This window comes from Streptomyces sp. NPDC016459, assembly GCF_040632845.1.
GTDB lineage: Bacteria > Actinomycetota > Actinomycetes > Streptomycetales > Streptomycetaceae > Streptomyces.
Genome location: NZ_JBEYCR010000023.1, coordinates 1 through 26,419, shown reverse-complemented (window position 1 = coordinate 26,419; position 26,419 = coordinate 1). Strand labels below are relative to the sequence as shown.

At 68.7% G+C, this 26,419-nt stretch carries 24 protein-coding genes and 4 pseudogenes; 18 read left to right on the top strand and 10 right to left on the bottom strand.

The genetic code is table 11. The features are described 5' to 3' along the window. Window positions 1-5: 5 nt before the first annotated feature. From ABZ567_RS30530 to ABZ567_RS30515, 4 genes are all read left to right on the top strand, one after another. Entirely contained in the window at window positions 6-1,871 is a 1,866-nt protein-coding gene (locus ABZ567_RS30530) for a S8 family serine peptidase (protein WP_360796116.1), read from the top strand. Window positions 1,872-2,891: 1,020 nt separating this feature from the next. After that, a complete protein-coding gene (locus ABZ567_RS30525; RefSeq protein ID WP_360796113.1) occupies window positions 2,892-4,091 on the top strand; it encodes a S8 family peptidase in 1,200 nt (399 codons plus the stop codon). Window positions 4,092-4,207: 116 nt separating this feature from the next. Next, the gene (locus ABZ567_RS30520; protein ID WP_360796110.1) at window positions 4,208-5,635 is read left to right on the top strand and encodes a M14 family zinc carboxypeptidase; all 1,428 of its coding nucleotides are present in this window, start codon (window positions 4,208-4,210) and stop codon (window positions 5,633-5,635) included. Window positions 5,636-5,866: 231 nt separating this feature from the next. Further along, entirely contained in the window at window positions 5,867-7,417 is a 1,551-nt protein-coding gene (locus ABZ567_RS30515; protein ID WP_360796107.1) for an ABC transporter substrate-binding protein, read from the top strand. 175 nt (window positions 7,418-7,592) lie between these two features. Here ABZ567_RS30515 and ABZ567_RS30510 read toward each other — a convergent pair. From ABZ567_RS30510 to ABZ567_RS30485, 6 genes and pseudogenes are all read right to left on the bottom strand, one after another. Then, a pseudogene (locus tag ABZ567_RS30510) lies at window positions 7,593-7,943 on the bottom strand (ATP-binding protein); the annotation flags it as partial. Window positions 7,944-7,959: 16 nt separating this feature from the next. Beyond that, a pseudogene (locus ABZ567_RS30505) lies at window positions 7,960-8,170 on the bottom strand (hypothetical protein); the annotation flags it as partial. 274 nt (window positions 8,171-8,444) lie between these two features. Then, window positions 8,445-9,116, bottom strand: a complete 672-nt coding sequence (locus ABZ567_RS30500; protein ID WP_360796104.1) for a pyridoxamine 5'-phosphate oxidase family protein — start codon at window positions 9,114-9,116, stop codon at window positions 8,445-8,447. Window positions 9,117-9,125: 9 nt separating this feature from the next. Beyond that, window positions 9,126-9,668 carry an HPP family protein gene (locus ABZ567_RS30495; protein WP_360796101.1) on the bottom strand — a complete coding sequence of 181 codons (543 nt, stop codon included), beginning with the start codon at window positions 9,666-9,668 and terminating at the stop codon, window positions 9,126-9,128. 109 nt (window positions 9,669-9,777) lie between these two features. Continuing rightward, on the bottom strand, window positions 9,778-11,136 hold the full coding sequence (locus ABZ567_RS30490; RefSeq protein ID WP_360796098.1) for a hypothetical protein: 1,359 nt from the start codon (window positions 11,134-11,136) through the stop codon (window positions 9,778-9,780). A gap of 245 nt (window positions 11,137-11,381) precedes the next feature. Beyond that, entirely contained in the window at window positions 11,382-11,999 is a 618-nt protein-coding gene (locus ABZ567_RS30485) for a CGNR zinc finger domain-containing protein (RefSeq protein ID WP_360796095.1), read from the bottom strand. Window positions 12,000-12,274: 275 nt separating this feature from the next. Between ABZ567_RS30485 and ABZ567_RS30480 the strand changes: the two are divergent. From ABZ567_RS30480 to ABZ567_RS30450, 7 genes and pseudogenes are all read left to right on the top strand, one after another. Further along, window positions 12,275-12,460 (top strand): annotated as a pseudogene (locus ABZ567_RS30480) (LysR family transcriptional regulator); the annotation flags it as partial. 48 nt (window positions 12,461-12,508) lie between these two features. Beyond that, entirely contained in the window at window positions 12,509-13,252 is a 744-nt protein-coding gene (locus tag ABZ567_RS30475; RefSeq protein WP_360796200.1) for a LysR substrate-binding domain-containing protein, read from the top strand. Between the two features lie 216 nt (window positions 13,253-13,468). Beyond that, window positions 13,469-13,885 (top strand): cupin domain-containing protein, encoded by a 417-nt coding sequence (locus ABZ567_RS30470; RefSeq protein ID WP_360796092.1) that lies wholly within the window; start codon window positions 13,469-13,471, stop codon window positions 13,883-13,885. A 99-nt stretch (window positions 13,886-13,984) separates the two neighbouring features. Next, on the top strand, window positions 13,985-14,461 hold the full coding sequence (locus ABZ567_RS30465) for a cobalamin-dependent protein (RefSeq protein WP_360796089.1): 477 nt from the start codon (window positions 13,985-13,987) through the stop codon (window positions 14,459-14,461). Next, the gene (locus ABZ567_RS30460) at window positions 14,458-15,759 is read left to right on the top strand and encodes a methylaspartate mutase (RefSeq protein ID WP_360796086.1); all 1,302 of its coding nucleotides are present in this window, start codon (window positions 14,458-14,460) and stop codon (window positions 15,757-15,759) included. The genes ABZ567_RS30465 and ABZ567_RS30460 overlap by 4 nt, the downstream gene beginning before the upstream one ends. 23 nt (window positions 15,760-15,782) lie before the next feature. Continuing rightward, a complete protein-coding gene (locus ABZ567_RS30455) occupies window positions 15,783-17,738 on the top strand; it encodes an FAD/NAD(P)-binding protein (RefSeq protein WP_360796084.1) in 1,956 nt (651 codons plus the stop codon). Continuing rightward, window positions 17,738-19,414, top strand: coding sequence for an AMP-binding protein (locus ABZ567_RS30450; RefSeq protein WP_360796081.1), 1,677 nt, complete (start codon window positions 17,738-17,740; stop codon window positions 19,412-19,414). Before ABZ567_RS30455 ends, ABZ567_RS30450 begins: the two co-directional genes overlap by 1 nt. A 75-nt stretch (window positions 19,415-19,489) precedes the next feature. Here ABZ567_RS30450 and ABZ567_RS30445 read toward each other — a convergent pair whose 3' ends face one another. Next, window positions 19,490-20,074, bottom strand: coding sequence for a CGNR zinc finger domain-containing protein (locus ABZ567_RS30445; RefSeq protein ID WP_360796078.1), 585 nt, complete (start codon window positions 20,072-20,074; stop codon window positions 19,490-19,492). 158 nt (window positions 20,075-20,232) lie between these two features. Here ABZ567_RS30445 and ABZ567_RS30440 point away from each other — a divergent pair, with 158 nt between their 5' ends. The 6 genes from ABZ567_RS30440 (at window position 20,233) to ABZ567_RS30415 (ending at window position 23,956) form a co-directional block, all read left to right on the top strand. Beyond that, on the top strand, window positions 20,233-20,697 hold the full coding sequence (locus tag ABZ567_RS30440) for a VOC family protein (protein WP_360796075.1): 465 nt from the start codon (window positions 20,233-20,235) through the stop codon (window positions 20,695-20,697). Window positions 20,698-20,773: 76 nt separating this feature from the next. Further along, window positions 20,774-21,697, top strand: coding sequence for a pyridoxamine 5'-phosphate oxidase family protein (locus ABZ567_RS30435; protein WP_360796073.1), 924 nt, complete (start codon window positions 20,774-20,776; stop codon window positions 21,695-21,697). A 2-nt stretch (window positions 21,698-21,699) separates the two neighbouring features. After that, window positions 21,700-21,894: a ferredoxin gene (locus ABZ567_RS30430; RefSeq protein ID WP_360796197.1), complete on the top strand. Its 195-nt coding sequence runs from the start codon at window positions 21,700-21,702 to the stop codon at window positions 21,892-21,894. Beyond that, the gene (locus ABZ567_RS30425) at window positions 21,891-23,117 is read left to right on the top strand and encodes an FAD-dependent oxidoreductase (RefSeq protein ID WP_360796070.1); all 1,227 of its coding nucleotides are present in this window, start codon (window positions 21,891-21,893) and stop codon (window positions 23,115-23,117) included. Before ABZ567_RS30430 ends, ABZ567_RS30425 begins: the two co-directional genes overlap by 4 nt. 128 nt (window positions 23,118-23,245) lie before the next feature. Next, entirely contained in the window at window positions 23,246-23,542 is a 297-nt protein-coding gene (locus tag ABZ567_RS30420) for a WhiB family transcriptional regulator (protein WP_360796067.1), read from the top strand. A gap of 216 nt (window positions 23,543-23,758) precedes the next feature. Further along, complete coding sequence (locus ABZ567_RS30415; RefSeq protein WP_360796209.1) at window positions 23,759-23,956, top strand: hypothetical protein; 198 nt, start codon at window positions 23,759-23,761, stop codon at window positions 23,954-23,956. A gap of 465 nt (window positions 23,957-24,421) precedes the next feature. On the opposite strand, the gene ABZ567_RS30410 is transcribed toward ABZ567_RS30415, so the two are convergent. Both ABZ567_RS30410 and ABZ567_RS30405 read right to left on the bottom strand, forming a co-directional pair. Continuing rightward, the gene (locus ABZ567_RS30410) at window positions 24,422-24,598 is read right to left on the bottom strand and encodes a hypothetical protein (protein ID WP_360796064.1); all 177 of its coding nucleotides are present in this window, start codon (window positions 24,596-24,598) and stop codon (window positions 24,422-24,424) included. A gap of 420 nt (window positions 24,599-25,018) precedes the next feature. After that, entirely contained in the window at window positions 25,019-25,147 is a 129-nt protein-coding gene (locus ABZ567_RS30405; RefSeq protein ID WP_360796061.1) for a hypothetical protein, read from the bottom strand. A 294-nt stretch (window positions 25,148-25,441) separates the two neighbouring features. Between ABZ567_RS30405 and ABZ567_RS30400 the strand changes: the two genes are divergently transcribed. Beyond that, the gene (locus ABZ567_RS30400) at window positions 25,442-25,987 is read left to right on the top strand and encodes a DUF6461 domain-containing protein (RefSeq protein ID WP_360796058.1); all 546 of its coding nucleotides are present in this window, start codon (window positions 25,442-25,444) and stop codon (window positions 25,985-25,987) included. Here the strand turns inward: ABZ567_RS30400 and ABZ567_RS30395 are convergent. Further along, window positions 25,969-26,318 (bottom strand): annotated as a pseudogene (locus tag ABZ567_RS30395) (transposase); the annotation flags it as partial. The gene ABZ567_RS30400 and the pseudogene ABZ567_RS30395 overlap by 19 nt on opposite strands. Between the last annotated feature and the right edge of the window lie 101 nt (window positions 26,319-26,419).

Genomic DNA, 26,419 nt, shown 5'->3' with positions numbered 1-26,419 from the left:
CATCGATGCACCACAGATACGCATTGCCTGCACGGAAGATATTCGGGACGGCGCTCGCCGCCGGTCTGGCCGCCACAGTGCTGGCGGTCGTGCCGGGGACGGCGGACGCCGTCGAGGGAAGCGTCCCGGGAGCCGGTGCGCCGCTTCCCACGCCGGTAGCTCCGCAGACGGACGCCGCGGCACCGGCGACCGACGGGCCGGTCGAGCGCCTCATCGTCGGCTACAAGCCCAAGGCCACGGAGGCCAAGTCCGACGACGCAGCCGCCAAGGACGCCGAGGCCAAGGGCAAGAAGGCCGGTGAGTCCCTCGACTTCGAGCGCCGCCTGGGCACCGGAGCCGCGCTGGTCGACCTCGGTGCCGAGCTCGGTCAGAAGGACGCGGCCGACGTCATGGCCGCCTTCCGTGCCGACCCGGATGTCGCGTACGCCGTCCCGGATCGCCGTGTGTACGCCACGGCCGCCGCGCCGAACGACACCGACTACAACCGCCAGTGGGACCTGTTCGAGGCCGCCGCCGGAATGAACGTCCCCGGCGCCTGGGACAAGGCGACCGGTGAAGGCGTCAAGGTCTCTGTCATCGACACCGGCTACGTCGCCCACTCCGACCTCGCCGCCAACGTAATCGCCGGATTCGACTTCATCTCCGACGAGAGAACATCCCGCGACGGCGACGGCGGCCGCGACAACAACGCCGCCGACGTGGGCGACTGGATGAACAAGGGTGACTGCGGCGTCGACCAGTTCGGCCAGCCGGTCCCCGACCGCGACAAGAACAACTCCTGGCACGGCACCCACGTCGCCGGCACCATCGCCGCGACCACCGGCAACAACAAGGGCATCGCCGGTATCGCGTACAACGCGACCATTCAGCCCGTCCGCGTCCTCGGGTGGTGCGGCGGCACGGACGCCGACATCATCGACGCCATCACCTGGGCGTCCGGCGGTCCGGTGCAGGGCGTGCCCGCCAACCCGAACCCGGCCGACGTCATCAACATGAGCCTCGGCGGTGGCGGCGCCTGCAACCCCGGCACCCAGAACGCCATCAACGGCGCGGTGGGCCGTGGCACGACCGTCGTCGTGGCGGCCGGCAACAGCAACGCGAACGCGGCTAACTTCCAGCCGGCCAACTGCAACAATGTCATCACCGTCGCCGCCTCGGACCGTGAGGGCAACCGAGCCAGCTACTCCAACTACGGCAACATCATCGACGTCACCGCTCCCGGCGGCGAGACCGCCCTCGTCTCCGCGAACGGCATCTGGTCCACGGTGAACAGCGGCCTGCGCAGCGTCGGCAACGAGACGTACCAGGCGTACCAGGGCACCAGCATGGCCGCCCCGCACATCGCGGGCCTCGCCGCCCTGTTGAAGCAGGCCACCCCGACGCTGACGCCCGCCCAGATCGAATCGGCGATCAAGTCCAACACCCGCGCGCTGCCCGGCGCTTGCACGGGCGGCTGCGGCGCGGGCCTCGCCGACGCGGCCCGGACGCTCGGCGCGTCCGGCGGGACCGACCCAGAGCCCACCGGCAAGGTGTTCACCAACGCAGCCAACGTGACCATCCCGGACACCAGTACCCCGATCACCTCTTCACTCGCGGTGACGGGCATCAGCGGCAACGCCCCGACCACTCTCAAGGTCGCTGTCGACATCAAGCACACCTACCGCGGTGACCTGCGCATCGAGCTCGTCGCCCCGAACGGCGGCACCACGCAGCTCAAGGCCACCAGCTCCGGCGACAGCGCGGCCAACGTCATCACCACCTACACCGTCAACGCCTCCAGCGCGGCCGCCAGCGGCACCTGGAAGCTGCGGGTCACGGACGTCTACAGCGGCGACACCGGCTACATCGACTCCTGGAGCCTGACCTTCTGACCCATCCACACCTCTAGTCCCAACCAGGGGCCTGCCGATGCCGAGGAGGGCATCGGCAGGCCCCACGCCCCGTTCGCGCACTACGGGGTTCCAGCAGCGATCAGGCCCCGTTGTCATGGCATACGGACCGCAGCGGACCATCCCCGAGACCCACCTCCAGCGCCTGCAGCCTCTGCGCATAGTTCGGGAAGCCCGCACCCAGCACGATCCGTCCCCTCACATCCGCAAAACGCGTCCGCTCCCACGGGAGAAGCGCGCAGGGCCTCGCTGAAGTCCGTGAATGCCATCGTCATGTCCTACTCCGGACCTCCGAGTGACGCTCCGCCAAGTTCAGATGTTGCCCGTACACAGGCCTCCCCTGTGCACCACCAGTCGCCGCCGGGGAATGGCGCACCAACACCCGTCCCGACCGGGGGCCCGGTGTGCAGCCGGGGCATCGCGGCCAGCGCCTGATCAGCGCAGAGCGGGCCTCGTCGGGTGCGACATGGGCGTACAGCGGAGGAGTGAAGCCGATCTGCTGGACAGCCCGTGGTCCAGAGGTGACGTATGGCGGGGCGCAGTTTCGGCCGCGAAGGAGCCGGTGATCGCCGCGAACGCTTCTGTCGTGGCCCCTTGAGGTCGGGCAGGGTGAGGCAGGCGTCGTTCTCGAGCCGGCCGAGGCCGACCGGATTCAGTGGAACACGTGGACCTCCCACGCCGACCGCGGGCGACTGTACGGGCTGTCGGTGGCACTCCGGTGAACGTCACGGTCCTCCTGGCGACGCCCAGGAATGCACCGGTTCGGAGAAATTGGGTGTTCCGCCCGGTTCATCCTGCACGTCCGTGCTGAACAGGACATTGTCCGGAACCGGAAGTGCGCGCTTGTTTACAGGCAGTTGCAGGCGGCCCGATGCTTGGCGCAGTTCCCGCCGCGACCGTTCAGCCCACCTTCGCGCGGCGGAGCTTCCCCCGCCGTCACCACCCCCACGGGCCCAGGCCACCCCCGGCCACAGCGATGGCATGCCTGGATAAGGAGCAGCGATGCAGCACAGAACCGCACTGCCCGCACGGAAGATACTCGGCACCGCGATCGCCGCCGGTCTGGCCGCCACCGCGCTGGTAGCCCTGCCGGGGACGGCTGCCGGCGCCGAGGGAAGCATTGTGGGAGCCGGCGCGCGCAACACCGTCAAGGACAGCTACATCGTCGTCCTCAAGGACGGCAGCGCGACGGCGAAGGGTGTGGAGCAGCACAAGGCCGCCCTCACCAAGCGGTACGGGGGCAAGGTCGGGCACACCTACACCTCCGCGCTCAAGGGCTTCTCGGTCAGGATGACCGAGAAGCAGGCCAAGCGGCTCGCCGCCGACGCGGCGGTCGCCTACGTCGAGCAGGACGCCAAGGGCTCCCTGCAGGCGGTTTCTTCCTGGGGCCTGGACCGTGTCGACCAGGGGGCTCTGCCACTCAATGGCGCCTACACGGCACCCAACACCGGCGCGGGCGTCACCGCGTACGTCATCGATTCGGGCATCCGCACGTCGCACAGCGACTTCGGTGGACGCGCGTCCTGGGGCACGAACACCATCGACAGCAACAACACCGACTGTCACGGGCACGGCACCCATGTGGCGGGCACCCTCGGCGGCACGTCCTATGGTGTGGCCAAGGGCGTCAGCCTGGTCGGGGTCAAGGTCGCCGACTGTGCCGGGGACCTGAGTTCGACGAGTATCGCCGCCGGCATCGACTGGGTCACGCGCAACGCAGTGAAGCCCGCCGTCGCCAACATGAGCTTGGAGTACCCCAGCCAGGCCGTGGCTACGGCAGTGAAGAACTCCGTCGCCTCCGGCATCGTCAACGTCGCCGCAGCCGGCAACGACTACGGCTCCGACTCCTGCTACGTCACGCCCGCCAAGGTGCCCGAGGCCATCACCGTTGGTGCGAGCACCCGCAACGACAGCAGGTGGATCCGCTCCAACATCGGCCCCTGCATCGACCTCTTCGCGCCCGGTGATGCCATCGTCTCGGCCGGCATCACGAGCAACACCGCCTCCGCGACGATGTCCGGCACGTCGATGGCCGCCCCGCACGTGGCGGGCGCCGCCGCGCTCTACCTCTCGGCCAACCGGACGGCAACACCCGCCCAGGTGCAGTCCGCCCTCAAGAACAACGCCACCAAGGGCAAGCTGACCGGCATCGGAGCCGGATCGCCCAACAACCTGCTCTACACCGGCTTCATCGGCCAGTGACGGCCTGACCCCTGTGACAGCCTGTCCGGCCGGTACCCCCCACTTCTCCGCCCGCCGACCGGACAGGCCATGGGCTCCGCTCCCTCGCCACTCCCCCCACGCCGAACGAGGTTCCCGTGCGATCGAAGCTCGCCCATTGGCTCGCCGCAGCCGCGACCGCCGCGGCCGTCACCGCCGGCACCGGGTACGGCATGGCCGCACCGGCCGGCCCAAGCGCGCCCCGCGACGACCGCGCCTACATCTACCGCATCCCCGGCGGCGCCCACTTGCCGCCCGCTGAACTCGCCGGTTTCGACCTGATAGAGGACCGCGAAGGTGATGACCTGTTCGTCCTCGGCGACGCGACCACCGCCCTGCACCTCAGGGCCGCCGGCCTGCGCCCGAAAGTGGAGCAGAGGCTGACCCCGGCCGCCTGGGAGCCGCCCAAACGCAGCGGCCAAGCACCCGCGCTCACCCAGGCCGTCGCCGAGGAGACGTACTACGGCGGCTACCGCACGGTGAACGCCCAGTACGCCCACCTCGACCAGGTCGCCGCCGACCACCCCACGTTCGCCACCGTCGTGGACATCGGCGACTCGTGGCGCAAGTCCGCCGGCAGAACCGGCGGATACGACCTCAAGGCGATCTGCATCACCAAGAAGCAGAGCGGCAGCTGCCGGCTGACGCCCAACTCCAGCAAGCCGCGGGTCCTCGTCCAGGCGCAGGTGCACGCCCGCGAACTGACCACCGGCGAGATCGTCTACCGCTGGATCGACCACCTCACCGACGGCTACGGCGCCGACGCCACGACCACGAGGATTCTCGACACCCGCGAGATCTGGGTGGTCCCGATTGGCAACCCCGACGGTGTGGACATGGTGCAACAGGGCTTCACGGGAGGTCCGACGGGTCAGCAGTGGCACCGCAAGAACGCCAACCACACCCATTCCACCACCGCCTGCACGGAAGGCCCCAACAGCGGCAGCGGCATCGACCTCAACCGCAACAACAGCAGCCACTGGGGCGGCGCAGGCGCCAGCTCCCGGCCGTGCGACCCGGTCTACAAGGGCAGGTCAGCGGACTCCGAGTCCGAGAACAAGGCACTCCAGGGCTTCTACCGCCAGCTGTTCCCCGACACCCGCGCCACGGGTGACACGGCGGCCGCCGCGCCCGGCACCAAGGGAATGTTCATCACCCTGCACAGCTACTCCAACATGGTCCTGTTCCCCTGGGGCTTCGACGACGGCAGGGAGAGCGGCAACGACGTGGCGCTGCGCGCCATGGGGAGTGAGATGGCCCGACTGGCCGGCGGATGGCAGTACGGCCAACCCGGCGAGATCCTCTACGACGCCGGCGGCGGCCACGACGACTGGGCCTACGACCACCTCGGCGTCCCCGCCTTCACCTGGGAGATCGGTCCGAGCAGCGGCACCTGCGGGGGCTTCCACCCGCCGTACTCGTGCCAGGACACCTTCTGGAACCAGGTCAAACCCATGCTGACGTACGCGGCCGGCAAGGCGGGCGATCCGTACGCCGGCACCGTGACCTCGTCGCCTGCCGGCTGACACCCCCGCGCGCCACCGTGCCATCCGCACCCCCGGACTCGGGCGCCGCCGTTCCTGACGCGGGCGAGGGCCCCGCGCGCGGTGAGGGCGGCCCGCAGCTGGCTGCGCATCACAGGCAGTCGCGGCTGAACCAACCGGCACCGGCGCCTGCATGACAACCGCCTCCCCACCGGCGCTGATCGCTCCCCGAGCGGCGGTCGCCGGGCGCCTCACATGTTGGAGACCACATTCATGAAGCCGAAGAGCCTGGGCCTCGCAGCGGCGGCCGTGGCGTTACTGCTGCTCGGAGGGTGCCACACGCTGGCGGCCATGGAACCGGAACCCGAACCGATCGTCATCGGGACGGCCAGCGGCTTGTCAGGGTTCGACCCCGCCGGAACATACGACAGCGGGTCACTGGCTGTGTACAACAACATCTACCAGAGCCTGCTCACCTTCGACGCGGGGTCGCCCGTACCGCGAACCGACGCGGCCAAGACGTGTGCCTTCACCGACTCCGCACTCGACACCTACCAGTGCGAGCTCCGTGACGACCTCGTCTTCTCCAACGGTCACCCGGTCACCGCCATGGCAGTGAAACACTCCTTCGAACGGATCCTGCGCATCAGCCACCCCCTGGGGCCGCGCACGCTGTTCGGAAATCTGCGCTCGGTCGAGGTCCGCAACTCCCTCGTGACATTTCACCTCAGTGCAGCAGATGCCACATGGCCCCACAAGATCGCCACAGGAGCCGGTTCGATTCTCGATCCGGCCGAGTTCCCTCTTGACCAGCTGCGCAAGGACGGGAACACGGTCGGATCCGGTCCCTATGTGGTCTCCTCCTATACGAAGGGAAAGGGCGTCGACCTCGAACCGAACCCGACGTACAAGGGGGCCGTGAAGCGACCAGGCATACCGGTTCGCGTGCGCTACTACCCGACGGCACAGGGCGTCGAGACAGCTTGGACAGCAGGGACCATCGACGTCGCCTACAGCGGACTGCCGTCCGCGACCGTTGCAAAGATCGATCCCGGCGACCCGGAACTCCACCTCTTCACCGGGGAGGGCACACATGCGCGCTACCTCGCCATGAACCTGCGCTCCTCAGGCAACCCCTTGACGAAGCTCGCCGCTCGCCGAGCCGTCGCCGCCCTCGTGGACCGCGGGAAGCTGGCCACAGAGGTGTTCGCATACACAGTGACGCCGCTGTACTCCCTCGTTCCCCAAGGCATCCCCGGTCACGACACCGCCTTCCTGGACGAATACCCCGAGACGGATGCCCGGTACGCGGCACAGCGCCTCCGCTCCGCCGGCATCACCACTCCGGTGCCCATCACACTGGGCCATCAGAACGGCCCCGCCGCCATGGAAGCAAAGGAACTGAAGCGGCAACTGGAAGAGAATCACCTCTTCAAAGTGAAACTCGTCGAAGAAACCGACTGGAACACCTACCAAAAGCGATGCGAGCGCGGCGAGTTCGACGCCTTCACCACCGCGTGGGCTCCCGATTTCCTCGACCCTGACACCTTTGTGCAGCCGCTGGTGAGTACACGTAACACCCTGCACAACGGATACACGTCGGCCGAGGTCGACAGGGCGATCCAGGACACACAGCGGCACGCCGACCGCGCGAACACCATTCCGCAGTTCCTGGCGATACAGCGGACCGTCGCGCGAGACGTTCCACTGGTCCCGCTGTGGCAGAAGAAGGAATACGTGGTAACCCGCGCGACCGTCACCGGCGGCCACCACCTGGCCGAGGGCAACGGAATCTGGCGCCTGTGGGAACTGGGACGGCTCTGAAGCCGCTGAGCGCAGACCACCATGCCGCCCACGCTGCGCGAGCGCGCCGGCGTTCTCCACTCCCGCACCGCACCCCCCCCCAGGTACCACAGGCACTCCCCGGCGCCGCGCTTCTGAGGCGCTCCGGCCGCCGCAGCCGCATGCTCCGCTGACCGGCTGCGTCGGCATCTTGGCGCTACCGGGGGAGTAGGGCGCTCACGGTCTGGCCGCCGGTGGCCTGGCGGGTGACGGCGGTGGTGAGGGCGAGGCGGTTGACCATGGGCCAGCCGAAGCCTCCGGTGCCGCCGTTCAGGTCGGGGGTGCGCATGCCCGGCGCGTGCGGGCTGGGGTCGTGCACGGCCACTTCGATGCTGTCCGGGCGCGCGGTCAGGTCCAGCGTGCAGGTGCCGCCGCCGTGGCGCAGGGCGTTGGTGACGAGCTCGGAGACGACCAGGACCACGGTGTCGGCGGTCTCGGGTGTGAGCGCTGGTAGGAGACCTTCGAGGAACTCCGGAGCGCTGTCGCGGGCGCCGGCTGCAGATGTCGCTGAGAGGAGGGGTGCGACGTCGCACCCGGAGGCGGGCGGCCTGCTTGGGTCCGAGCGGGGTGTCGGCGGCGACCAGGTCCGCCAGGTCCTCGCGCCGGCAGACCTGGTCGACCTGGCCGGGGTTGGTGGAGCGTCCCGGCCGGGTTCGCGCTCAGGCCGCCCAGGAGGCAGCGGTGGACGAACCGGCGCACGACGAACGCCGTCACGTTTCGCCTTTCGGTGATCACTGCGCCGAGTCGCGGTTGCCTCCGCGAAGCTCGTCGTAGGGTCGGGTGCGCTGAGGCATATCCGGATTTGCGCGACCCCTAGCGCGGCAGCGAGGTCTGTCATTTGAACGGTGTATCGGGGGTGGTTGGCGTTACTGGCGGGCGGAGAGTCGGCCGGCGAAGGTGATGTCTAAGGCGTTCAGTCCGGTCTCCCAGCGTGGCCTGCCCGCGACGGTCCCGGAGCCGCGGGACGCTCGGTTCGTGGGCAGCGTCGCCCAACGGCTCCGTGCCATGGTCAGTCGGCGGTGTGATTCCTGCTCGTGGGGTCGGGGATGCCGTGGTCGGCGAGGGCTTTGCGCAGAGCGTCGTTGTCCTGTTCGAGGTGGTTGATGCGGGACCGGACCGGGTCGAGGGCCTGCTGGAGTTCGGCAGGGGTGAACCGGGGGGTGATGTGCTGCGGGCAGTTCCAGTCGAAGGCCTCGATGTCGATGACTACCAGGCGCTCGACGATGTGGGGGTGGCCGTAGTCGACGGGCCGGAGTCGTTCGGCGAGGTAGGGGTTGTCGGCGAGGGCCTTGACGCGGGCCCGGCCGAGGATCTTCAGCCGGATCCGGCGGGGGTAGTCCATCAGGATCAGGGCGACGCGGTTCTCGCTGTCGAGGTTGCCGTTGGTGATGTACTGCCGGTTCCCGCGGAAGTCGGCGTAGGCGAGGGTGTGGCCGTCAAGCGGTTGCAGGAAGCCCGGGGGACCGCCGCGATGCTGGACGTAGGGCCAGCCGCCGGTGTTGATGCTGGCCATGTAGAAGCTGTCTCGCTCGAGGATGAACTCCTGCTCGTCGGGGCCTAGCTGGTCGGGATCCGGGCCCGCGGCGGCCGCCATGTGCCGGTATGCCCTCCCGCTGCCGACGGCGTCCTGGTGGTGCTGTACGTCAGGGGTGAACAGCAACTGCGCGTAGCGGCTCGACACGGAAGGAGATCACCACCAGTAGACGGGGTAGCGGGGGGCTGCGGAATCGAGCGCGGAGCGGGCAAGGCCGACGGCGACCAGGACGACGGTAGCCAGGGCCAGGAGCGCAAGGAACAGCAGCGTCGGGGGCTGCGTGACGACAACGATGACTGCGGTTGCGGCGGCGGGGGAGTGCGGGGTGCGGGCGAGCATCATTGCGCCCAGGGCGAGGCCGCCGGCCAGAGCGGCAGCCCAGGTAGAAGATCCGACGGCGGCGAGGGTGAGGAAGCCGACGGCCGCGGAGACGAGCTGTCCGCCGACGACGCTGCGCGGCTGGGACAGCGGCAGGGCCGGGGCCCCGTAGACGAGGGCGGCACTGGCGGCGAGCGGCGGGACGAGCATCGGCTGGTGCAGGACGGTGCCGATCGCGACGAGCGCGGTCAGAGCAGCGACGGCCGCGGTGGTGGAGACGGCGACCGCAATAAGCGTGGGCCTGGCCGGGGCCTTGCTTGCCGTGCGGTTGGGGGCGGGCGCCGGGGCTTCGGGCACGGAGGTCAGCGGGGTGTCTGCCATCGGTCAGCAGCTCCTGAATGGATCGGAGGAGGGAAGAGGGAGATGGAAGGGGGTGCCGGGGCCACCGTCACGGGGGATAGCGGCGCCCCGGCACACCCTGGGATGTGGGCTAGAAACGGGCAGCGGCCTTGTTGGCGACCTGGTAGCCCAGCGTCAGCGCGGCGGTGTTGTCCCATTCGAAGTGGACGCCGATGTACTTACGGCTGTCGGCCTTCTCCTGGGCGGCTGCGGTGAAGGAGGTGAAGGTACGGGTGACGCCCTTGGCGTACGGGTCGTCGGTGCCGGCAGTGAACGTCAGGTCGTCCCGGCCGAAGTGGTTCTTCACCGCGCCAGCCCATGCGGCGGCGATGCCGGAGTGGCCGGAGAGGTAGGTCGGGAAGTTCGGGCTGAAGCTGTTACCAGCCGCGTCGCTCTCAAGCGGCTTCCAGGTCGGATCGGCGACGAGATTGGGGTTGGGCACCTGGTCGGCGAAGTTGATCGCGTGCTCCGGGCGCCACAGGTCCCAGTCGGTGTTGAACTTCGAGTCCCAGATCGCGATGGCGGCATCCGCGAGGGAGACCGACAGCTTCGCGAACAGCTTGGCGGAGTCGTAGGAGGTGCCATAGGGCCGGTGCTTCTTGTAGATCGCGATGGTGTGGTCGTACTGCTGGCCTACCGGCTTGTAGGTGCCGTCGACGTCGTTGGCCCAGTAGTGCGCGATCTGGGTCTGCTCGGGTGTACGGACGGTGGAGTTCTTTCCGCCGATCGCCTTGATCTCGTTGACCTGGGCAGCGTACTCGGGGCTCTTGAGCATCTGCTCCGGGGTGGTGAACCCGGCCGGCTTGGCCGGACGGAGCTCCGAGCCGGTGGTGAGCGCGAACGGCTTGACCTTGCCCCAGTTTGCACCCCCGACAGGCTTGTTGGGAGCCGGGATCCAGTGGCCGGGACCCACGGTGGCGACGTACGGGGTGGTGTTGGTGGACCCGTCGTTGGTGCGGTTGGTGATGATCGCGTTGGCGGTCTTGATGCCCAGCTGGCTGCCCAGCTGCCGCTGCGCAGCGGTTCCACGGTCCGGCAGGGCCCGGGCGGTGTTGAACGCCGCGGTGAAGTCGACGTTCGGGAAGGCGTTCTTCAGGGCGGTGTACGCGGCGTAGTCGACGGCGGAGTCGATCGCCCCGTGCTGGGACGCTGCGGAAGCGTCCTTGGTGAGGTACGGCTTACCGATGGTCGAGATGGAGTTGACGGCGTCGTAGATGGCGAGGTTCATCATGGCGCCGCCGCGGGTCAGCGGTCCCGGTGTGCCACCAACCTGGCGGAAGGCGTCCAGGATGGCGTTGTTCCAGTACAGGACACGGTCGGGGGTGCTACCCGCTTCTGTGCCCGTGTCCAAGGAGGCCGCGTTGGCCGGGGTCGTAGAGACGGCGGCGGCAAGCACAAGGCCGGCGATGGCGGCCTTGGCGGAACGGCGGCTCGGACGTATGGAAAGCATCAAGGGTCCTTTATCTGTCTGACGGCGGGTCATCACCCCCCGGGGGCCGGTCCAAAGGTGGACGGGCCAGGGAGGGGCGGTGGAGCGGGACCGTGGGCACAGCGTGGCCGGTCCGCTTTCGAAGGTAGGGCCGTGGACAGGGGGTTCCTGATGGCGTCACAGATGCCTGATATGGGGGAATCCGATACCAGCACGTCACCCTACCTCTAACAGCAATTTACGAAAGAAACATTAGATACTTCGGGTCAGTCGCTGGGTGCGCGATGGCGGCTGTAGTGGCGTGCCGCGCGGGCACGGTTGCCGCAGCCCGGTGAGCACCATTCGCGCCGTGGCGGGTTGCGTTCGAAGTAGAGGACGCAGCCCGGCGCGAGGCAGGGCTTGATGTCGATGCTTTCGCATGTCAGCAGGGTGACGGTGGAGTGGGCGAGTTCGGCCTGGCATTCCAGCAGGGGGCTGCAGGTGCCGGCCCGGGCGGCCGCTGGGCGGCCGTCGGCGTTCCACAGCAGGACGGGCCAGGAACGCCCAAGGCCGCCCGCCCGGTTCAGCTGGGCGATGTCCCGCTGGTCAGGCGCGTGCTCGTGAGTGCGGGCATCGATGAGCCGGCGTGCGGCATCGCGCAGCTGCTGGAAGCCGACCACGTCGGCCGGGCCGACGTGGCGCAGGGTTTCTTCGGGCAGGTCGGTGGTGAAGCGTTCGCGACAGGCCCACAGCCACCAGGTCAGTTCCCCGGGTCCGGCCAGGCCGTCGCGCAGTGCGCCGCGCACGGCGTAGTGGGTGTTGACGAACTCCAAGGCGAGAGGCTCTCCGAGCAGCGGCGGACCTTCGGCGGGGGCGTGGGGGGCGGGGGGAGTGTGGGGGGTCATGCGGTGTCCTTCAACGGGCTTTCCTTCCGGCCGACTTGCCGAGGGAGGCGACGGCATGTCACGATCACATATCTAACGGGGGTATCCGCAAAACGCGTTAGGCATCCTGATGCGGCAGGATACGCCGCACCGGCACTCGGGGGCGAGTGTGACGAGGAGGGTCGGTGCGACCCGGAGGAGCGTTCTCGCAGAACTGTTCGACGAACGTGTCCCGTCGGCGGCAGAGCCGCCCCGGGTTCGTTCCGACGCCGGATCTCTCACTCTTGGGGACAGCCATGGCTTTGGATCTTGCCTTTCATCAGCTGCGCACATTCCGTGAAGTGGCCCATCAGGGAAGCGTCACGAGAGCCGCACATAATCTCGGATATGCCCAGTCAAGCGTCACCGGACACATTAAGTCGCTGGAGACGAAGCTCGGGTATCCGCTATTTCGGAGGCTTCCCCACGGCGTCTCCCTCACTCCGCACGGAGAAATCGTCAAAGAATACACCGAGCGGATTTTCAAAACGATGGACGAGCTGACCGGCGCCTTGCACCCCCGAGGGGAGGCCGAGGGGCGGGTCTCTGTCGGCGCCGACCCGCTCCTCATGGAACAACGCCTGGGCCACCTGGTCCGCGAAGCCCGCTACCGCTACCCCAAGGTCCAGATCTCGCCGCGGCCCACCAGCACCCGGAGTCTCGCCGAAGACGTCCTGCGCGGAGAATTGGCTCTCGCTTTAGTCGCGCGCGCGGCAGACGCTCCCGCCCTGCCCGCGGACCTCATCACGGAGAAATTGCCACCCCTCACCCTGGCCCCGGTCGCCGCACCCTCGCTGGCCAACGCCGCTCACCTCGGCGAAGCCTTGCGCCCGGTGCGGGTGCTGACCGTCAACGCCGAGTGCACGAGCCACCTTCCCCTGGTCAAAGCCCTGCGAAGCCGGTACGGGATAGATGCCCCCGTCATCGAGGCCGGGTCGGTCGGCGGTGTCCGCGAACTCGCGCGTGCCGGCTACGGGTTGGCCATGCTGCCGCCCGACGCCTCGCTGGCGGGGCAGCATCTGCAGATCGTGCCCACCCTGCCGTACGCCGAGATCGACGTGCGTCTCGTCTACGCGCGACCCGATCACCTGGGCCGTGCCGCCCAGTCCGTCGCGGAACTCATCCGCCGGCTCCCCGCCCCCGCGGGCGATGAAGTCCACCTGGCGGCCGTCTCCCCGCTGACCGCCACCCTGCCCGGCCGGACGCACGGTGTCTCCGCGGGGATCGCCTCGTAAACACATAAGAAAACGGACCTCGGCACGGCCATTTAAGCGGAAATTCGTATTCCGCCGATGGTCGTGCCGTTGTGCTGTCCTAAGGGCCTTGCCGGGACCATCGGCTACCCAGATATCTCCTATCGAAAACATTCGAATCGAACAGTTTTCCTGAACCGTAGCCTTTTCGAGTGGCGGGTAATGCATCCGCCTTACGAAAAGCGTCTGAGGGAGATCATGGAAAACGTCCTCTACGTCCCAAATGTGTTCCGTAGCGGCTTCGACCTGGACAGCCTCGAGTGGACCTCTTGGAACGAGCCGGGCAGGGTCAGCGTCGAACACGCCGTGCTGTGGGCCCCCGACACGGAGAACGACGAAGACTCCGTCGGCCTCCTGCTGCGCTTCCCGCCCGGCGCCCACGGTGACTTCCACGAGCACACCGGCTATGAACTCATGCTCGTCCTCGACGGAGTCCTCGACCACAGCGACGGCCCCTCCTACGTCAAGGGCGACCTCATCGTCGAAGGCCCCGGCAGCGAGCACCAGATGTCCAGCCGCACCGGGTGCACCGTGCTCGCCATCCGCACCCGGCCGGCCGAAGCCCGCACCCCGGCCAAGGACATCCGCCCCGTCGGCGTCACCGCCGCCATCTGACCGGACGGGACGGGGCGCAGCATCCACGCCCTGACTGGCCCCGCCCCGTCCCCGTCCCTTAGTCCAGCCGCTGAACACGCCACCGGAAAGAACGCCTCCATGTCTCTGCCCGCGCCCACCCACGGCACCTCCGCCCAGGCCACCACCACCGGCCAGCGCGTCCTGGTCTCCAGCGTCTCCTCCGACTCCCACACCTGGAATCTGGTCTTCCTCCAGCTCCTCCTCGAGGACCTCGGCCACCAGGTCACCAACATCGGCTCCTGCGTCCCCGACGAGCTGCTCATCGCCGAATGCCGCCGCGTCAAACCGGACATGGTGGTCCTCTCCAGCGTCAACGGGCACGGCGCCCTCGACGGCAGCCGGCTCATCCGCCGCTTGCGCGAGCAGCCCGACCTGTCCGATCTGAAGGTGGTCATCGGCGGCAAGCTCGGCATCCGCGGCGCCGAAGGCGAATCCCACAGCCAGGCACTCATGGCCGCCGGCTTCGACGCCGTCTTCGAGGACGCCGCAGGCATCACGCCCTTCCGCCGCTACCTCGCCGCCGCCGCCCCCGCGCTGCAGGGAACCGCAGCGTGAACCTCCCGCCCGCGCCCACCCGCCCGCTCGGCGCCTTCGCCACCGCGATCGCCCACGCCCGCCACGACGGCGAACTCGTCGTCCAGCCCCGCATGGGCATGCCCACCCTCAACGAGATGGGCCAGGGCCTCAGCGCCGTCAAACGCGCCCGCGCCCGTGTCGTCGGGACCATCACCCTCGACAGCTACACCCGCGTCGGCGACCATGATTCCGCCCGCCGCGCCCTGGACAACGGGTCCGACCTCAACGGCTACCCGATCGTCGCGCACGGCCCCGACGCCACCCGGGCCCTCAAGGAAAAGGTCACCGCTCCCGGCGACCCCTTCGCCATCCAGGTCCGCCACGGCTCCGCCCAGCCGTACGACATCATCCAGGCTCTCCTCGACGCCGGCCTGGATGCCACCGAAGGCGGACCGATCTCCTACTGCCTGCCCTACAGCCGCACCCCCATCACCGACTCCGTCGACGCCTGGGCCCGCAGCTGCGACCTGCTCGCCTCCCACCCGGGAACCCACCTGGAAAGTTTCGGCGGCTGTATGCTCGGCCAGCTCTGCCCCCCGAGTCTTCTGGTCGCCCTGTCCGTCCTGGAATGCATCTTCTTCCGCCAGCACGGCCTGACCAGCGTCTCCCTCAGCTACGCCCAGCAGACCAACCGCGATCAGGACATCGAAGCCCTCCACGCGCTGCGCACCCTGGCAACCGAACACCTCGACAGCACCGACTGGCACGTCGTCCTCTACAGCTACATGGGGGTCTTCCCCCGCACCGTCGACGGCGCCCTGGAACTCCTGCGCGACTCCGCCCGCCTCGCCGCAGCCACCCGCACCGAGCGGATGATCGTCAAGACGCCCGCCGAGGCCCACCGCATCCCTACCATCGCGGACAACATCACCGCGCTCGAAGAAGCCGCGCAGGCCGCCCGCACCGCGCCCGACGCCGCCCGGCCCAACGGCGAGTTCGGTGTCCTCGCCGAAGCCCGCACCCTGGTCGACGCCGTCCTCGAACTCCACCCCGACGTCGGCCAGGGCCTCATCCGAGCCTTCCAGCGCGGCATCCTCGACGTCCCCTACTGCCTGCACGCCGACAACGCACAGCGCGCCCGTAGCTTCATCGACGCCCGCGGCAGCCTCCAGTGGCACCGGGCCGGCGCCATGCCCGTCACAACCGCCCGCGGCAGCGGCGACCTCAGCCTGCGCGCCGAAGACCTCCTCAAGATGCTCGGCCACGTCCAGGACACCTACGACCGAGCCGCCTTGAACCCCTCCGGCGTCGCCGCCCTGGGCACCAACCCCTCCTGACCCGCAACAACAAGGACACCTCCGTGCTCACCAGCCCCGCCCCCCTCCAGCTCGCCGTCATCGGCAGCGGCCCCCGCGGCCTGTCCGTCCTCGAGCGCCTGGCCTGCCGGCTCATCCAGGAACACGACGCCAGCGGCGCACCCGCCCGGCCGGTCACCGTGCACCTCATCGACAACACCGAGATCGGCGCGGGACGGGTCTGGCGCACCGACCAGGACCCCTGGTTCACCATGAACACCGTCGTCAGCCAGATCACCATGTACTCCGGCGACAGCGACGACGGCCCCGCCCGCCCCGGCGCCGGGCCGTCCCTCGGCCAGTGGCACGCAGCCAACACCCCACCCGGCCAGACGCCTCTGGGCCCCAACGGCTACGCCTCGCGCGCCGACTACGGCCGCTACCTGAAGGACGTCTACCGCACCATCGCCGAGGCGCTGCCCGCCCACGTGCAGCTTCGCAGCCACAACGCCGCCGTCACCGCGCTCACCCCGCAGCCCGACGGCACTTATCTCCTCCAGCTCGACGCCGCACCCGGCCGTCTCGCCGTCGACCGGGTCACCCTCGCCACCGGCCACCCCCGCAACGCCGCCGACGACTTCGACGCCGCGATGGAGGTCTTCGCCTCCCGCCATGCCGTGCACTACCTGCGCGGTGACTCCGCCGCCGACATGCCGCTCGGCGAGTCAACGATTCCCGCCGGAAGCACCGTCGCCATCCGAGGCCTGGGCCTGTCCTTCTATGATGTGATGCTCTCCCTGACCGTCGGACGAGGAGGCGAGTTCAAAGCCGCAGCGGACGGCACCTACACCTACGTGCCCTCCGGCCGCGAACCACACATCGTCGCCGGCTCCCGCAGCGGCCTGCCCATCCCCGCCCGCGGTATCAACCAGAAGCCCGCCAACCACAGCCACAAGCCGCGGTTTCTGACCCCCGCCGCGCTCACCGCCGCTCGCACGGCCCGCGCTGCCACCACCGCCAGCGCCCAACTCAACTTCTCCCAGGACGTCCTACCCCTGCTCCTCGACGAAGTCGCCTACGTCTACTACACCACCGCGCACCGCGTCCGACACGGATCCGACGACGTCCGCTTCGCCCGCGAGCTCGCCGACGCCCTGCACCGCGGTCACGACTTCGCGCCTCTCCTGGCCTCGGCCCACTTGGACGACCTGCCGGCCATCGACCTCAAGGCCCTGGCCCGTCCCTTCGAGGGCGCCGAGTTCACCGGCCCCGACGACTTCCGTACCGTGCTCCTCGGCGTCATGCGCGAGGACCTCGACCAGGCACGTCTCGGCAACGCCGACGGCCCGCTCAAGGCGGCCCTGGACGTACTGCGCGACATCCGCAACACCGTTCGCGAAGCCGTCGACTTCGGCGGCCTGCTGCCCGAGTCCCACACCGATGATTTCAACCGCGCCTTCCTGCCCACGAACGCCCTGCTCTCGGCTGGCCCGCCGCTCGAGCGGGTCGAGCAGCTTTACGCCCTGATCGCCCAAGGCGTCGTCGACATCGCCGGCCCCGGAACCCGTTTCAGCACCAACGATGCCTCCGGCACGTTCACCGTCTCCTCGCCGCAGGTAGCCGGATCCACCCGGCAGGCCCGCACCCTCATCGACGCCCGCATACCCACCCCCGACCTGGAGCGCGACACCTCCCCTTTCATCCAGCGGCTCATCGCGGACAACCTGGTGCGCACCTTCACCATTCAGGGCCCCGACGGACACCACCGCACGGGCGGTCTGGATGTGACGCCGTCGCCGTTCCGCGTCATCCGCGCCGACGGAACCCCCCACCCCGGCCTGTTCGCCCTCGGGATTCCCACCGAGCACACCCGCTGGTTCACCCAGGTCGGCTCCAGCCGCCCCGGCACCGGCCGCACGCTGTTCTACCGGGACGCCGACGCCATCGCCGAAGCCCTGCTCGCCCCCAGCGACCACACCCTCCGGCCGCTCACCGCCGCAGGCGCGAGGACGGCCCTGTGATGCGTACGCCAAACACCGCCCACGCTGCTTTCCGTACCGCCCGGGACACTCTCCTGACCCACCGCGCCGACCTGGACGCCGCCCGCGCCGCGTTCCGCTGGCCCGTCTTCGAGCAGTTCAACTGGGCGCTCGACTGGTTCGACGTCGTCGCCGACAGCAACACACGGCCCGCGCTGCGCCTCGTGGGCGAGGGAGCACCGGACACCGACACGACGCTTACCTACGCCGAACTCGCCGCACGCTCCGACCAGGTCGCCGCCTGGCTGCACAGCAACGGCGTGCTACGCGGGGACCCGATCCTGCTGGCGCTCGCCAACCGGGCGGCGGTCTGGGAGGCCACACTCGCCGCGATCAAGCTCGGCGCTGTCGTCATCCCCACCTACACCACAGCCACCCCGGCCGAACTGGCCGACCGCATGGCGCGCGGCCAGGTCCGCCACGTCATCGCAGAAGCCGCCATCACCGACCGCTTCCCCACCCCGAATGGTTGGACCCCGATCAGCGTCGGCCCACCCGTGGACGACTGGATCGACTACACCACCTCCCACCAGGCGCCCACCGGCTTCATCCCCGACGGCACCACTCCGGCCGACGCACCGCTGTTCCGGTACTTCACCTCCGGCACCACCTCCGCGCCGAAGATGGTCGAGCACACACACACCAGCTACCCCGTCGGCCATCTGTCCGGCATGTACTGGAACGGCGTCACGCCCGGCGACCTGCACCTCAACATCTCCCTGCCCGGCTGGGCCAAGCACGCCTGGTCCAGCTTCTTCGTCCCCTTCAACGCCGAAGCCACCGTCCTTGCGCTGCCGGCCGAACAGGCCACACCCGGCAGGGTTCTCGACGTCCTGCGCAGCCGGGAGCCGACGACCTTCTGCGCGCCTCCGACAGTTTGGAGAGCCCTCGTGGCCCAGGGCCTCGGCGCCAGGCCGCCCCGGCTGCGCGAGGCGGTCTCGGCCGGCGAGCCGCTGGATGAGCCCCTGATCGCCGCGGTCCGCAAGGCGTGGGCCATGGAACTACGCGACGGTTTCGGCCAGACCGAGACCACCGCTCAGATCGGCACCACCCCCGGCCAGAAGGCGGTCGCCGGCCGCATCGGCAAGGCACTGCCCGGCTACCAGATCACGCTGGTCGACCCCGAATCCAACAGGCCCGTTCCGGATGGCACCCCCGGCGAGTTGTGCGTTCAGCTCGCTGACCGGCCGACGGGGCTGATGCGCGGTTACACCGGCGACCCCGAACGCACCGCGCGGGTCTTCGCCGACGGCCTGTACCGCACGGGTGACCTCGCCGTACGCGACGCGCAGGGACACGTGAGCTACCTCAGCCGCGCGGACGACATGTTCAAGTCGTTCGACCACCGCATCTCGCCCCTGGAGCTGGAACAGGTTCTGCTGCGCCTGGCCCAGGTCAGTGACGCCGCGGTCGTTCCCGTACCGGACCCGGTCGGTCTGTGGAAACCGAAGGCGTATGTCGTGACCGCGGGCGGGTTCCCACCGGACGCGGCGACCGCCGAGCTGATCTTCAAGGCCGTCGTGAAGGAACTGCCTCCCGAGAAGCACGTCCGTGTCGTGGAGTTCGCCGAGGTGCTGCCGCGGACGGCATCGGGGAAGGTCCGCCGGGCCGCGCTCAAGGAGCTGTGCCCGGGCGTGGAACACGCACTGGTCGTGTGACTCGTGGGCCGGAGGACACCGGCGGCGGTCATCGGCTCAGAGAGGAGCAGATGACCCCCGCCGGCTTTGTCGCGTCTACTGCTCGCCGGACGGTGCGGCCTTGCGATGCCGGGTGTAGTGGCGCCGGGTCTTGGCCCGGTTGCCGCAGCCGGCCATGGAGCACCAGCGGCGCCCACCGTTCTTGGAGACGTCGTAGAAGTGCAGGACGCACTCAGGGTTGGCACATTTGCGGATCCGGTCGGGGTTCTCCTCCAGCAGCTGCAGGTACGTCTCAGCGGCACTCCACGCAGGCAGCCAGCTGGGTGCGTCGGTGTCGATAACCGCCTCGGGCCCTTCCGTGCTCAGTACACGCAGGATCCGGCCGTGGCGGAGCGTCTCATTCAGGTCGTTGATCGCTTCCTTCGGCTCTGCCCTCTCATCCAGGAGCGCGCAGAGGGCCGTGCGGGTGACGAGCAGCGCGTCGAGGGTCTCCTGGCTGGACGGCACGGTGTCGGCGAACCCTGCCGTCGCGAGCCAGGTCGTTAGACCGCCGGGGCGTTTCAGCAGGTCATGGCGTACGCCCTCGTCAATCCAGACGGTGTTCACCAGGTCCAAGGGCAGTGGTTCGTCCGTGAGGGGCCGGGGGTCCGCGTTGGGTCCGCGGACGGGTTCTGTGCTCATCAGTGCTGACCTTTCGTGTCGTAGGTCTATGCGACCACATGGCCAAATTCAACCAGCTAAAACAGTTTCACCGGTTGACTCAGTCGCAGTCAACCTCTAACGTTCTTTTCAACGGTTAGGCCGGATGGTCCGGCCCCACCACTCACCGGAGGCACCCCATGACGCAGTCCCTCGCCGACAAGTCCCTGCAGACCGGCCACGTCGGCCTCAACGTCACCAACCTCGAGAAGTCGTTGCCCTTCTACATCCGCGTCTTTGGCTTCGAGATCCTCGCCGAGGGCAAGGACGACACCCAGCGCTGGGCCTTCCTGGCCCGCGACGGCCGCCTCGTCCTGACGCTGTGGCAGCAGAGCGACACCGCCTTCACCTCCGGCGCCGCCGGCCTGCACCACCTCTCCTTCCAGGTCGACTCCATCGAGGACGTCAAGACCGCCGAAGCCGTCCTGCGCGAACTCGGCGCCGACTTCGCCCACGACGGTGTCGTCTCCCACGGCGAGGGCGCTGGCTCCGGCGGCATCTTCTTCACCGACCCCGACGGCATCCGCCTGGAGATCTACGCCCCCACCGGCGCCGAGACCGCACCCGCCCCCACCGGCGCCGCCCCCACCTGCGGCTTCTTCTAGAACCACGGGCCAGCGGGCTGCCTTCGCCCCGGCAGCCCGCCCCAGCACACCCGCACCAATCGGAAAGGAGCCGGACATGGGCGTCTACCACCAGGGCGAACGCACCGTTCAGGAGCGATCCGGCCTGCTCGACCACGCCGACTTCTCCTCCGCGGCCATCAAGAGTGAAATCCCCGACGTCGCCGTCGGATTCCTCGCCGAGCAGCCCATGCTCGTCATCGGAGCCCCAGACACCCGCGGCGACATCTGGGCCTCCCTGCTCACCGGCGAACCTGGATTCCTCGCCGCCACCGGCCCGGCCTCCCTGGCCATCAACGCCACTCCGGCAGTCGGCGACCCGCTGCACGAGGCCTTCACCCGCACCGCCCACCTCGGCATGATCGCCATCGAGCCCGCCACCCGCCGCCGCATGCGGATGAACGGCACGGCCCGCCCCACCCCCCAGGGGCTTCGCGTCGACCTCGACCAGATCTATGCGAACTGCCCCAAATACATCCAAAAACGCCAGCCCGTCAGCGAACCCACCACCCTGGCACCACCCCACCACGGCCACGAACTGAACGCCCACCAGCTCGACTTCATCGCCCAGACCGACACCTTTTTCATCGCCACCGCCGACCAGCACGGCAATGCCGACGCCTCCCACCGCGGCGGCAACCCTGGATTCCTCCAGGCCCTCAGCCCCACACTCCTGCGCTGGCCCGACTACATCGGCAACGCCATGTTCGGCACCCTGGGCAACATCGAAGTCCAGCCCAGAGCCGGTCTCCTGCTGCCCGACTGGACCACCGGCACCCTCCTCCAGCTCACCGGCACCGCCACCGTCGACTGGGACCCCGAACACGCCGCAACCCTCCCCGGCGCCCAGCGCATCGTCGAGTTCACCATCCACCACGTCGTCCAGACCGACCACGCCTCCCCCCTGCGCTGGACCACGCCCCAGTACTCCCGCTTCAACCCGCCCGCCCCCCAACCCCTAGAAGGAGCAGCAACAGCATGACCGTGAAAATCACCGTCGACATGAACCTGTGTGAGAGCCACGGCCAGTGCGTCTTCGCCGCTCCCGAGGTCTTCTCCTTCGACGACGACGACTACCTCCTCTACGACGCCGAACCCGACCCCGCCTTGTACGCCAAGGTCCCCCAGGCCGCTGCCGCCTGCCCCGTGCGAGCCATCCTGGTCGAGGGGACACCGTGAGCACCGCCCCCCAGAACATCGTCGTCGTCGGCGCATCCCTGGCTGGCCTCCGCGGCGTCCAGGCGCTGCGCGCCGCTGGCTACCGGGGCCGTCTCACCCTCGTCGGCGCTGAACGCCACGCGCCCTACGACCGCCCCCCGCTCTCCAAGGAATTCCTGGCCGGCCGAACCGGCCCCACGGACATCTCCCTCGAACCGGCCGCCGACCTCGGCCTGACCGAGCTGTACGGGCACCGCGCCCTGCACCTCGACACCACAGCCCAGGAAGTCCACCTCGACGACGGCTCTGTTCTGCCCTATGACGGACTTCTCATCGCCACGGGAGCCGGCGCCCGCCTCTGGAACAGTCCCCGCCCCCGCTCCGGTGTGCACACCATCCGCACCATCGACGACGCCCGGGCCCTCAAGGAAGACCTGACCGCCGCACGGCGTCGTCTGCTCATCGTCGGCGCCGGATTCATCGGCTGCGAGGTGGCCTCCGTCGCACGCGAACTCGACCACGAGGTCACCCTCGTGTCGACCGAACCGCTCCTGCTACAGGAAGCCCTCGGCCATGAGGCCGCCGCGTTTCTCACACAGCTCCACCACGATGCGGGCGTCGAGATACTTCCCAGCAGCACGGTCTCCGCGCTCCACGGCCACGAACGCATCGAGGGCTGCACTGTCAACAGCACGTGGCGCATCGCCGCCGACACCGCACTCCTCGCGCTCGGCGCCCGACCCCACACCGATTGGCTTATCACGTCAGGCCTGAACACCGACCGGGGCCTCGCCACCGACGAATACACTCGAGCCCTCAGGGCCGACGGCCGACCCGACCATCGCGTCGTCGCCGCTGGCGACATCACGCGCTTCCCCCACCCCCACGCACCCGAACCCATCCAACTGGGTCACTGGAGCAACGCCGTCGAACAGGCCCAGACGGCTGCACACAATTTGCTCAACCCCCACAACCCCAAGGCCTACCGCCAAGTCGCCTCCTTCTGGACCACTCAGTACGGCGTCCGATTCCGTGCTGTCGGCCTGCCTCGCTACGCCGACCACACCGAAGTCCGCGAACTCGACCCTGAGAACAAGCGCCTTGACATCGCCTACTATCGCGCGGGACGCCTGATCGGCGCCCTCACCGCCAACCGTGCCGCTCGCATCACCGCATACCAGGCCGCGCTGGCCGAAGAGATCTCTCTGGCAGATCACGCACGGGAGCCCCATCACGCAACATGACGCCACACCGCCGCCGTCCTGCTCTACCCGCCTGGTCCCGGCATGCAGCGGCTATGTGCGCATCAACCGGGGTTCGGGGGAGAACACAGGCTTGTCCGGGGGAGCGGACTGTGAGGCGGAGGGCAGAGGTGCCGAGCTGGGAAGAGCACTGGAGTGAGCACGCGGCCTGCCGGGAGGAAGATCCGGAGGAATTGTTCGTCCAGGGCAACACACAACAGAGTCGCGCGAAAGCAGTGTGCACCAGTTGCCCGGTGCGCACCGAGTGCCTGGCAGAGGCCCTCGACCACCGGATCGAGTTCGGTGTGTGGGGCGGCATGACCGAGCGCGAGCGCCGTGCGCTGCTGCGCCGCAGGCCTGAAGTCCTCTCCTGGCGGCAGGTCTTGGATGACGCCCGCCGCACACAGAACCAGCCGCGCGCGAGCTGAGCACACCCGCCATCAACCCCCGCTGCTTGTGACACCCGGCGGCGCCGCGGCCGTGGACTTTGCCGAGCTCAGAGATATGGCGTACAGCTGTCTGTGTTGCATCTGGCCCGCTGTGCCGACCATCTGATTGTCATCCGGCACGTCTTCAGGGACATCAGCGTTCGACAGTTTCGCCGACCCCGTCCAGCACCTCAGGCCCCGGCAATCCCTAAGGGCTTGCCGGAAACGCTGCCCGGGCTCACCGGCTTCGCACTCCACCTGCTCCGAGACCTCGACGCCATAACCGCCGGCCTCACCCTGGACTGGAGCGCAGGCAGCAGCGAGGGAGCCGTGAACCGCATCAAGAAGATCAAGAGACAGCTCTACGGCCGAGCCGGATTCGAACGCCTACGCAAGATGTTCTTGCGTCAGTAGTGCATCGCTCGGGTGCGCCTTCGTTGCCTCGAAGGCGGTCAGGACGGGGAGGCCGAGTTCCTTGGGGGCCTCGGTCTCCACGTCCAGGTGCATGGCGAAGCCGAAGTTGTGAGTCCGGTTCCGCTCTGCGGCGCAGAACTGAGCCCTGCCGGGCTCTCCTCCAGCCGTGTCACTCCCGTGACTGGTGCCTCTGCCACTTCGACCACAGGCCTGCTGTCCTGTCCGGCGCCGACCGTGGCGAGCGGCGCCGGGGCTGGCCACCGGCTGGCGGGTCTACAACGGCGTCGTCCACTGACACCGGATGGCCCCGTATGCCCCGAACGGCCCGCCCTGAATCCCGAAGGCGGGCCGTTCCATTCGTCAGTGTGTCGGGTCGCCTGCAGGCCGACCGACGAGGTCCCCGCTGCAAGCCGGTGGGGCCACAGCTGATCACGCCGTGGCCCCAGGCTGGTCCGGTGTGGCTGTTCAGCCGTTCCAGGTGGCGGTGACGGTGAGCTGGCCGGGGCCGGCGGGCAGACCCTGGAGGGTGACCAGGGCGGGAGTGTCCCAGGTCCGGTCGGTGTGACGGCTGGTGTGAAGCAGCTTGTTGTCGCTGGTGGTGACGGCCACCTGCACCTCTCCGTTGACATGGGTGGCCGCCACGGACTCGGCGGTTACGGTGCCCAGGACGGGCTTGAGGTCGCCGAAGGGGTCCAGGTGCCGTTGGCGTTGCGGATGGTGTGGTATCGGCGAGTGCCGTTGTCTGTGGTGATGACGAAGTGCGCGTCGTCGTTGCCGGTAGCGGCGTTGATGGAGGTGATGGGGCCGGTGGGGCCGGCCTGGCCGGCCACGTCGCCCCAGGTGTCGTTGGCCTTGCGGGCGCTGTGGTAGGGCTTGCCGTTGCTGACAATGACGGTATTGGAGCTCGCCGCTGACGGTGGTCATGGCGGCGATGGTGATGTTGGTACGGCCGTTGGAGATGTCACGGAAGTGCGTCCTGCTTGCGGACGGCGTGGAGGGCCTTGCCGTCGGCAATGGCGAGGACGTGCAGGTCTCAGCCAATGCTGGCGGTGGTGACACCGGTCAGGCTGCCGAGCTCACCGCGACGGCGAACACGTCGCCGAAGGGGCTCCCCGTGCCGTCCTGCTTGCGGACGGTGTGGAAGAGGCGTGCGTTGTTGCTCATCGCGACGACGTGGGTGTCGCCGTTCATGCCGGTGGCCGCCGAGACGCGGATCCCGCTCAGGGATGACGCCTTGTCCTGAACGTCCTGGAAGCCGGTCCAGGAACCGTTCGTTGAGGCGGGTGGCCTGGTAGAGGCTGCTGTCGGACTGCGCCAGGGCCTGGGTCTTCCAGCCGGTCCCTGGAGTATGGCGGCGCTGATCGAGATGGTGAGAGTGTGCGAACTGCATGGTTCCGTGATGACGTCGTGTGGTCGTAGAAGCTCAGGGTGCGGGGGATGCCGGTGACTGGTTTGGGCTGGATGTTCGGGAGGGATCTGCCGTTTGTGAGCCTGACGTTCGTGAAGGGCATCACGGCCTTGCAGCTCCTGGAACGGATGGGTGCCAATGCGGCGACGGTGGCCGTCCGGGATCAGGGTGACTTTCAGGACGAGTTCGGGAGCCGTCTGTTCGATTTGGACGCCTATGTGGTGAGTGCAGGCCGGTGGGGTGACTGGGCATGGGTCTGGGAACACTCCAGTTGGCGGTGCGTTGAGGACACGCAGCTGATCAGCGACGTCTCACAGGGAACGACCGCCGTCGTGCTGCATTTCAGCGAGGGCCCAGCGGAGTTTCGGTACGCAGAAGACGGTCAGTTGCTCTCCGGGTTCAGCTGGGAGGCGAGTACCGAGCTGAAGGACCTCATAGGGGGTGCGCCCTCGCGCTTTGACTCCGAGCTCCGGAAGCACGGTGCGAACCCAGAGACCGGCGACTACGGCCCCTTGAGTCCGCGAGCGTTGTTCCTTCGGCTTGCGGAGGGGGTGGGCGTCGGGCTGGCTCTAGATGATTTGCATACCGCGCCGGTTCTCAGTGCTCAGCTCACCGCTCCGTAGGACCGTGGCCATCTGGTTTCGTGGACCAACGGTCGTTTGCTGTTGCGGGTCAGGCGTCGGGTCATCAGTGTGATGAGTGCCCAGTCAGGTGTGCTTCTGAGGGCTGTGGGAGACGTTCGTAGTCGCGGACGTTGCGCCGGCCTTTCATGATCCAGCGCAGGGTCCGTTCGACCTTCCAGCGCCGTGGCAGGACGACGAAGCCCTTCGCTCCGCGGGGGCGGGAGACGGTTCTGAGGGGCATGTTGAGGAAGTCCCGGGACCACTTGATGAGCTGGCCGGCGTAGGCGGAGTCGGCCCAGACCAGGGTGATCTGGGGTTGCATGACGCGCAGGCACGCCGGTGCCACTTCTCCGGCCGACCGCGGAACTTGGTCTGGCAGGCCGACAGGGGAAGCAGCGGTTCGATCAGAGCCCATTCCGCGCGGGTCTGCCG

Excerpts from the sequence above, each read along its gene's own strand:
- ABZ567_RS30475 (WP_360796200.1), top strand. The coding sequence starts at position 12,509 with ATGGACGAGCTGACCGGCGCCTTGCACCCCCGAGGGGAGGCCGAGGGG.
- ABZ567_RS30450 (WP_360796081.1), top strand. The coding sequence starts at position 17,738 with ATGCGTACGCCAAACACCGCCCACGCTGCTTTCCGTACCGCCCGGGAC.
- ABZ567_RS30470 (WP_360796092.1), top strand. The coding sequence starts at position 13,469 with ATGGAAAACGTCCTCTACGTCCCAAATGTGTTCCGTAGCGGCTTCGAC.
- ABZ567_RS30485 (WP_360796095.1), bottom strand. The coding sequence starts at position 11,999 with ATGACCCCCCACACTCCCCCCGCCCCCCACGCCCCCGCCGAAGGTCCG.
- ABZ567_RS30440 (WP_360796075.1), top strand. The coding sequence starts at position 20,233 with ATGACGCAGTCCCTCGCCGACAAGTCCCTGCAGACCGGCCACGTCGGC.
- ABZ567_RS30465 (WP_360796089.1), top strand. The coding sequence starts at position 13,985 with ATGTCTCTGCCCGCGCCCACCCACGGCACCTCCGCCCAGGCCACCACC.
- ABZ567_RS30495 (WP_360796101.1), bottom strand. The coding sequence starts at position 9,668 with ATGGCAGACACCCCGCTGACCTCCGTGCCCGAAGCCCCGGCGCCCGCC.
- ABZ567_RS30435 (WP_360796073.1), top strand. The coding sequence starts at position 20,774 with ATGGGCGTCTACCACCAGGGCGAACGCACCGTTCAGGAGCGATCCGGC.
- ABZ567_RS30525 (WP_360796113.1), top strand. The coding sequence starts at position 2,892 with ATGCAGCACAGAACCGCACTGCCCGCACGGAAGATACTCGGCACCGCG.
- ABZ567_RS30405 (WP_360796061.1), bottom strand. The coding sequence starts at position 25,147 with ATGAACGGCGACACCCACGTCGTCGCGATGAGCAACAACGCACGCCTC.
- ABZ567_RS30490 (WP_360796098.1), bottom strand. The coding sequence starts at position 11,136 with ATGCTTTCCATACGTCCGAGCCGCCGTTCCGCCAAGGCCGCCATCGCC.
- ABZ567_RS30445 (WP_360796078.1), bottom strand. The coding sequence starts at position 20,074 with ATGAGCACAGAACCCGTCCGCGGACCCAACGCGGACCCCCGGCCCCTC.
- ABZ567_RS30530 (WP_360796116.1), top strand. The coding sequence starts at position 6 with ATGCACCACAGATACGCATTGCCTGCACGGAAGATATTCGGGACGGCG.
- ABZ567_RS30515 (WP_360796107.1), top strand. The coding sequence starts at position 5,867 with ATGAAGCCGAAGAGCCTGGGCCTCGCAGCGGCGGCCGTGGCGTTACTG.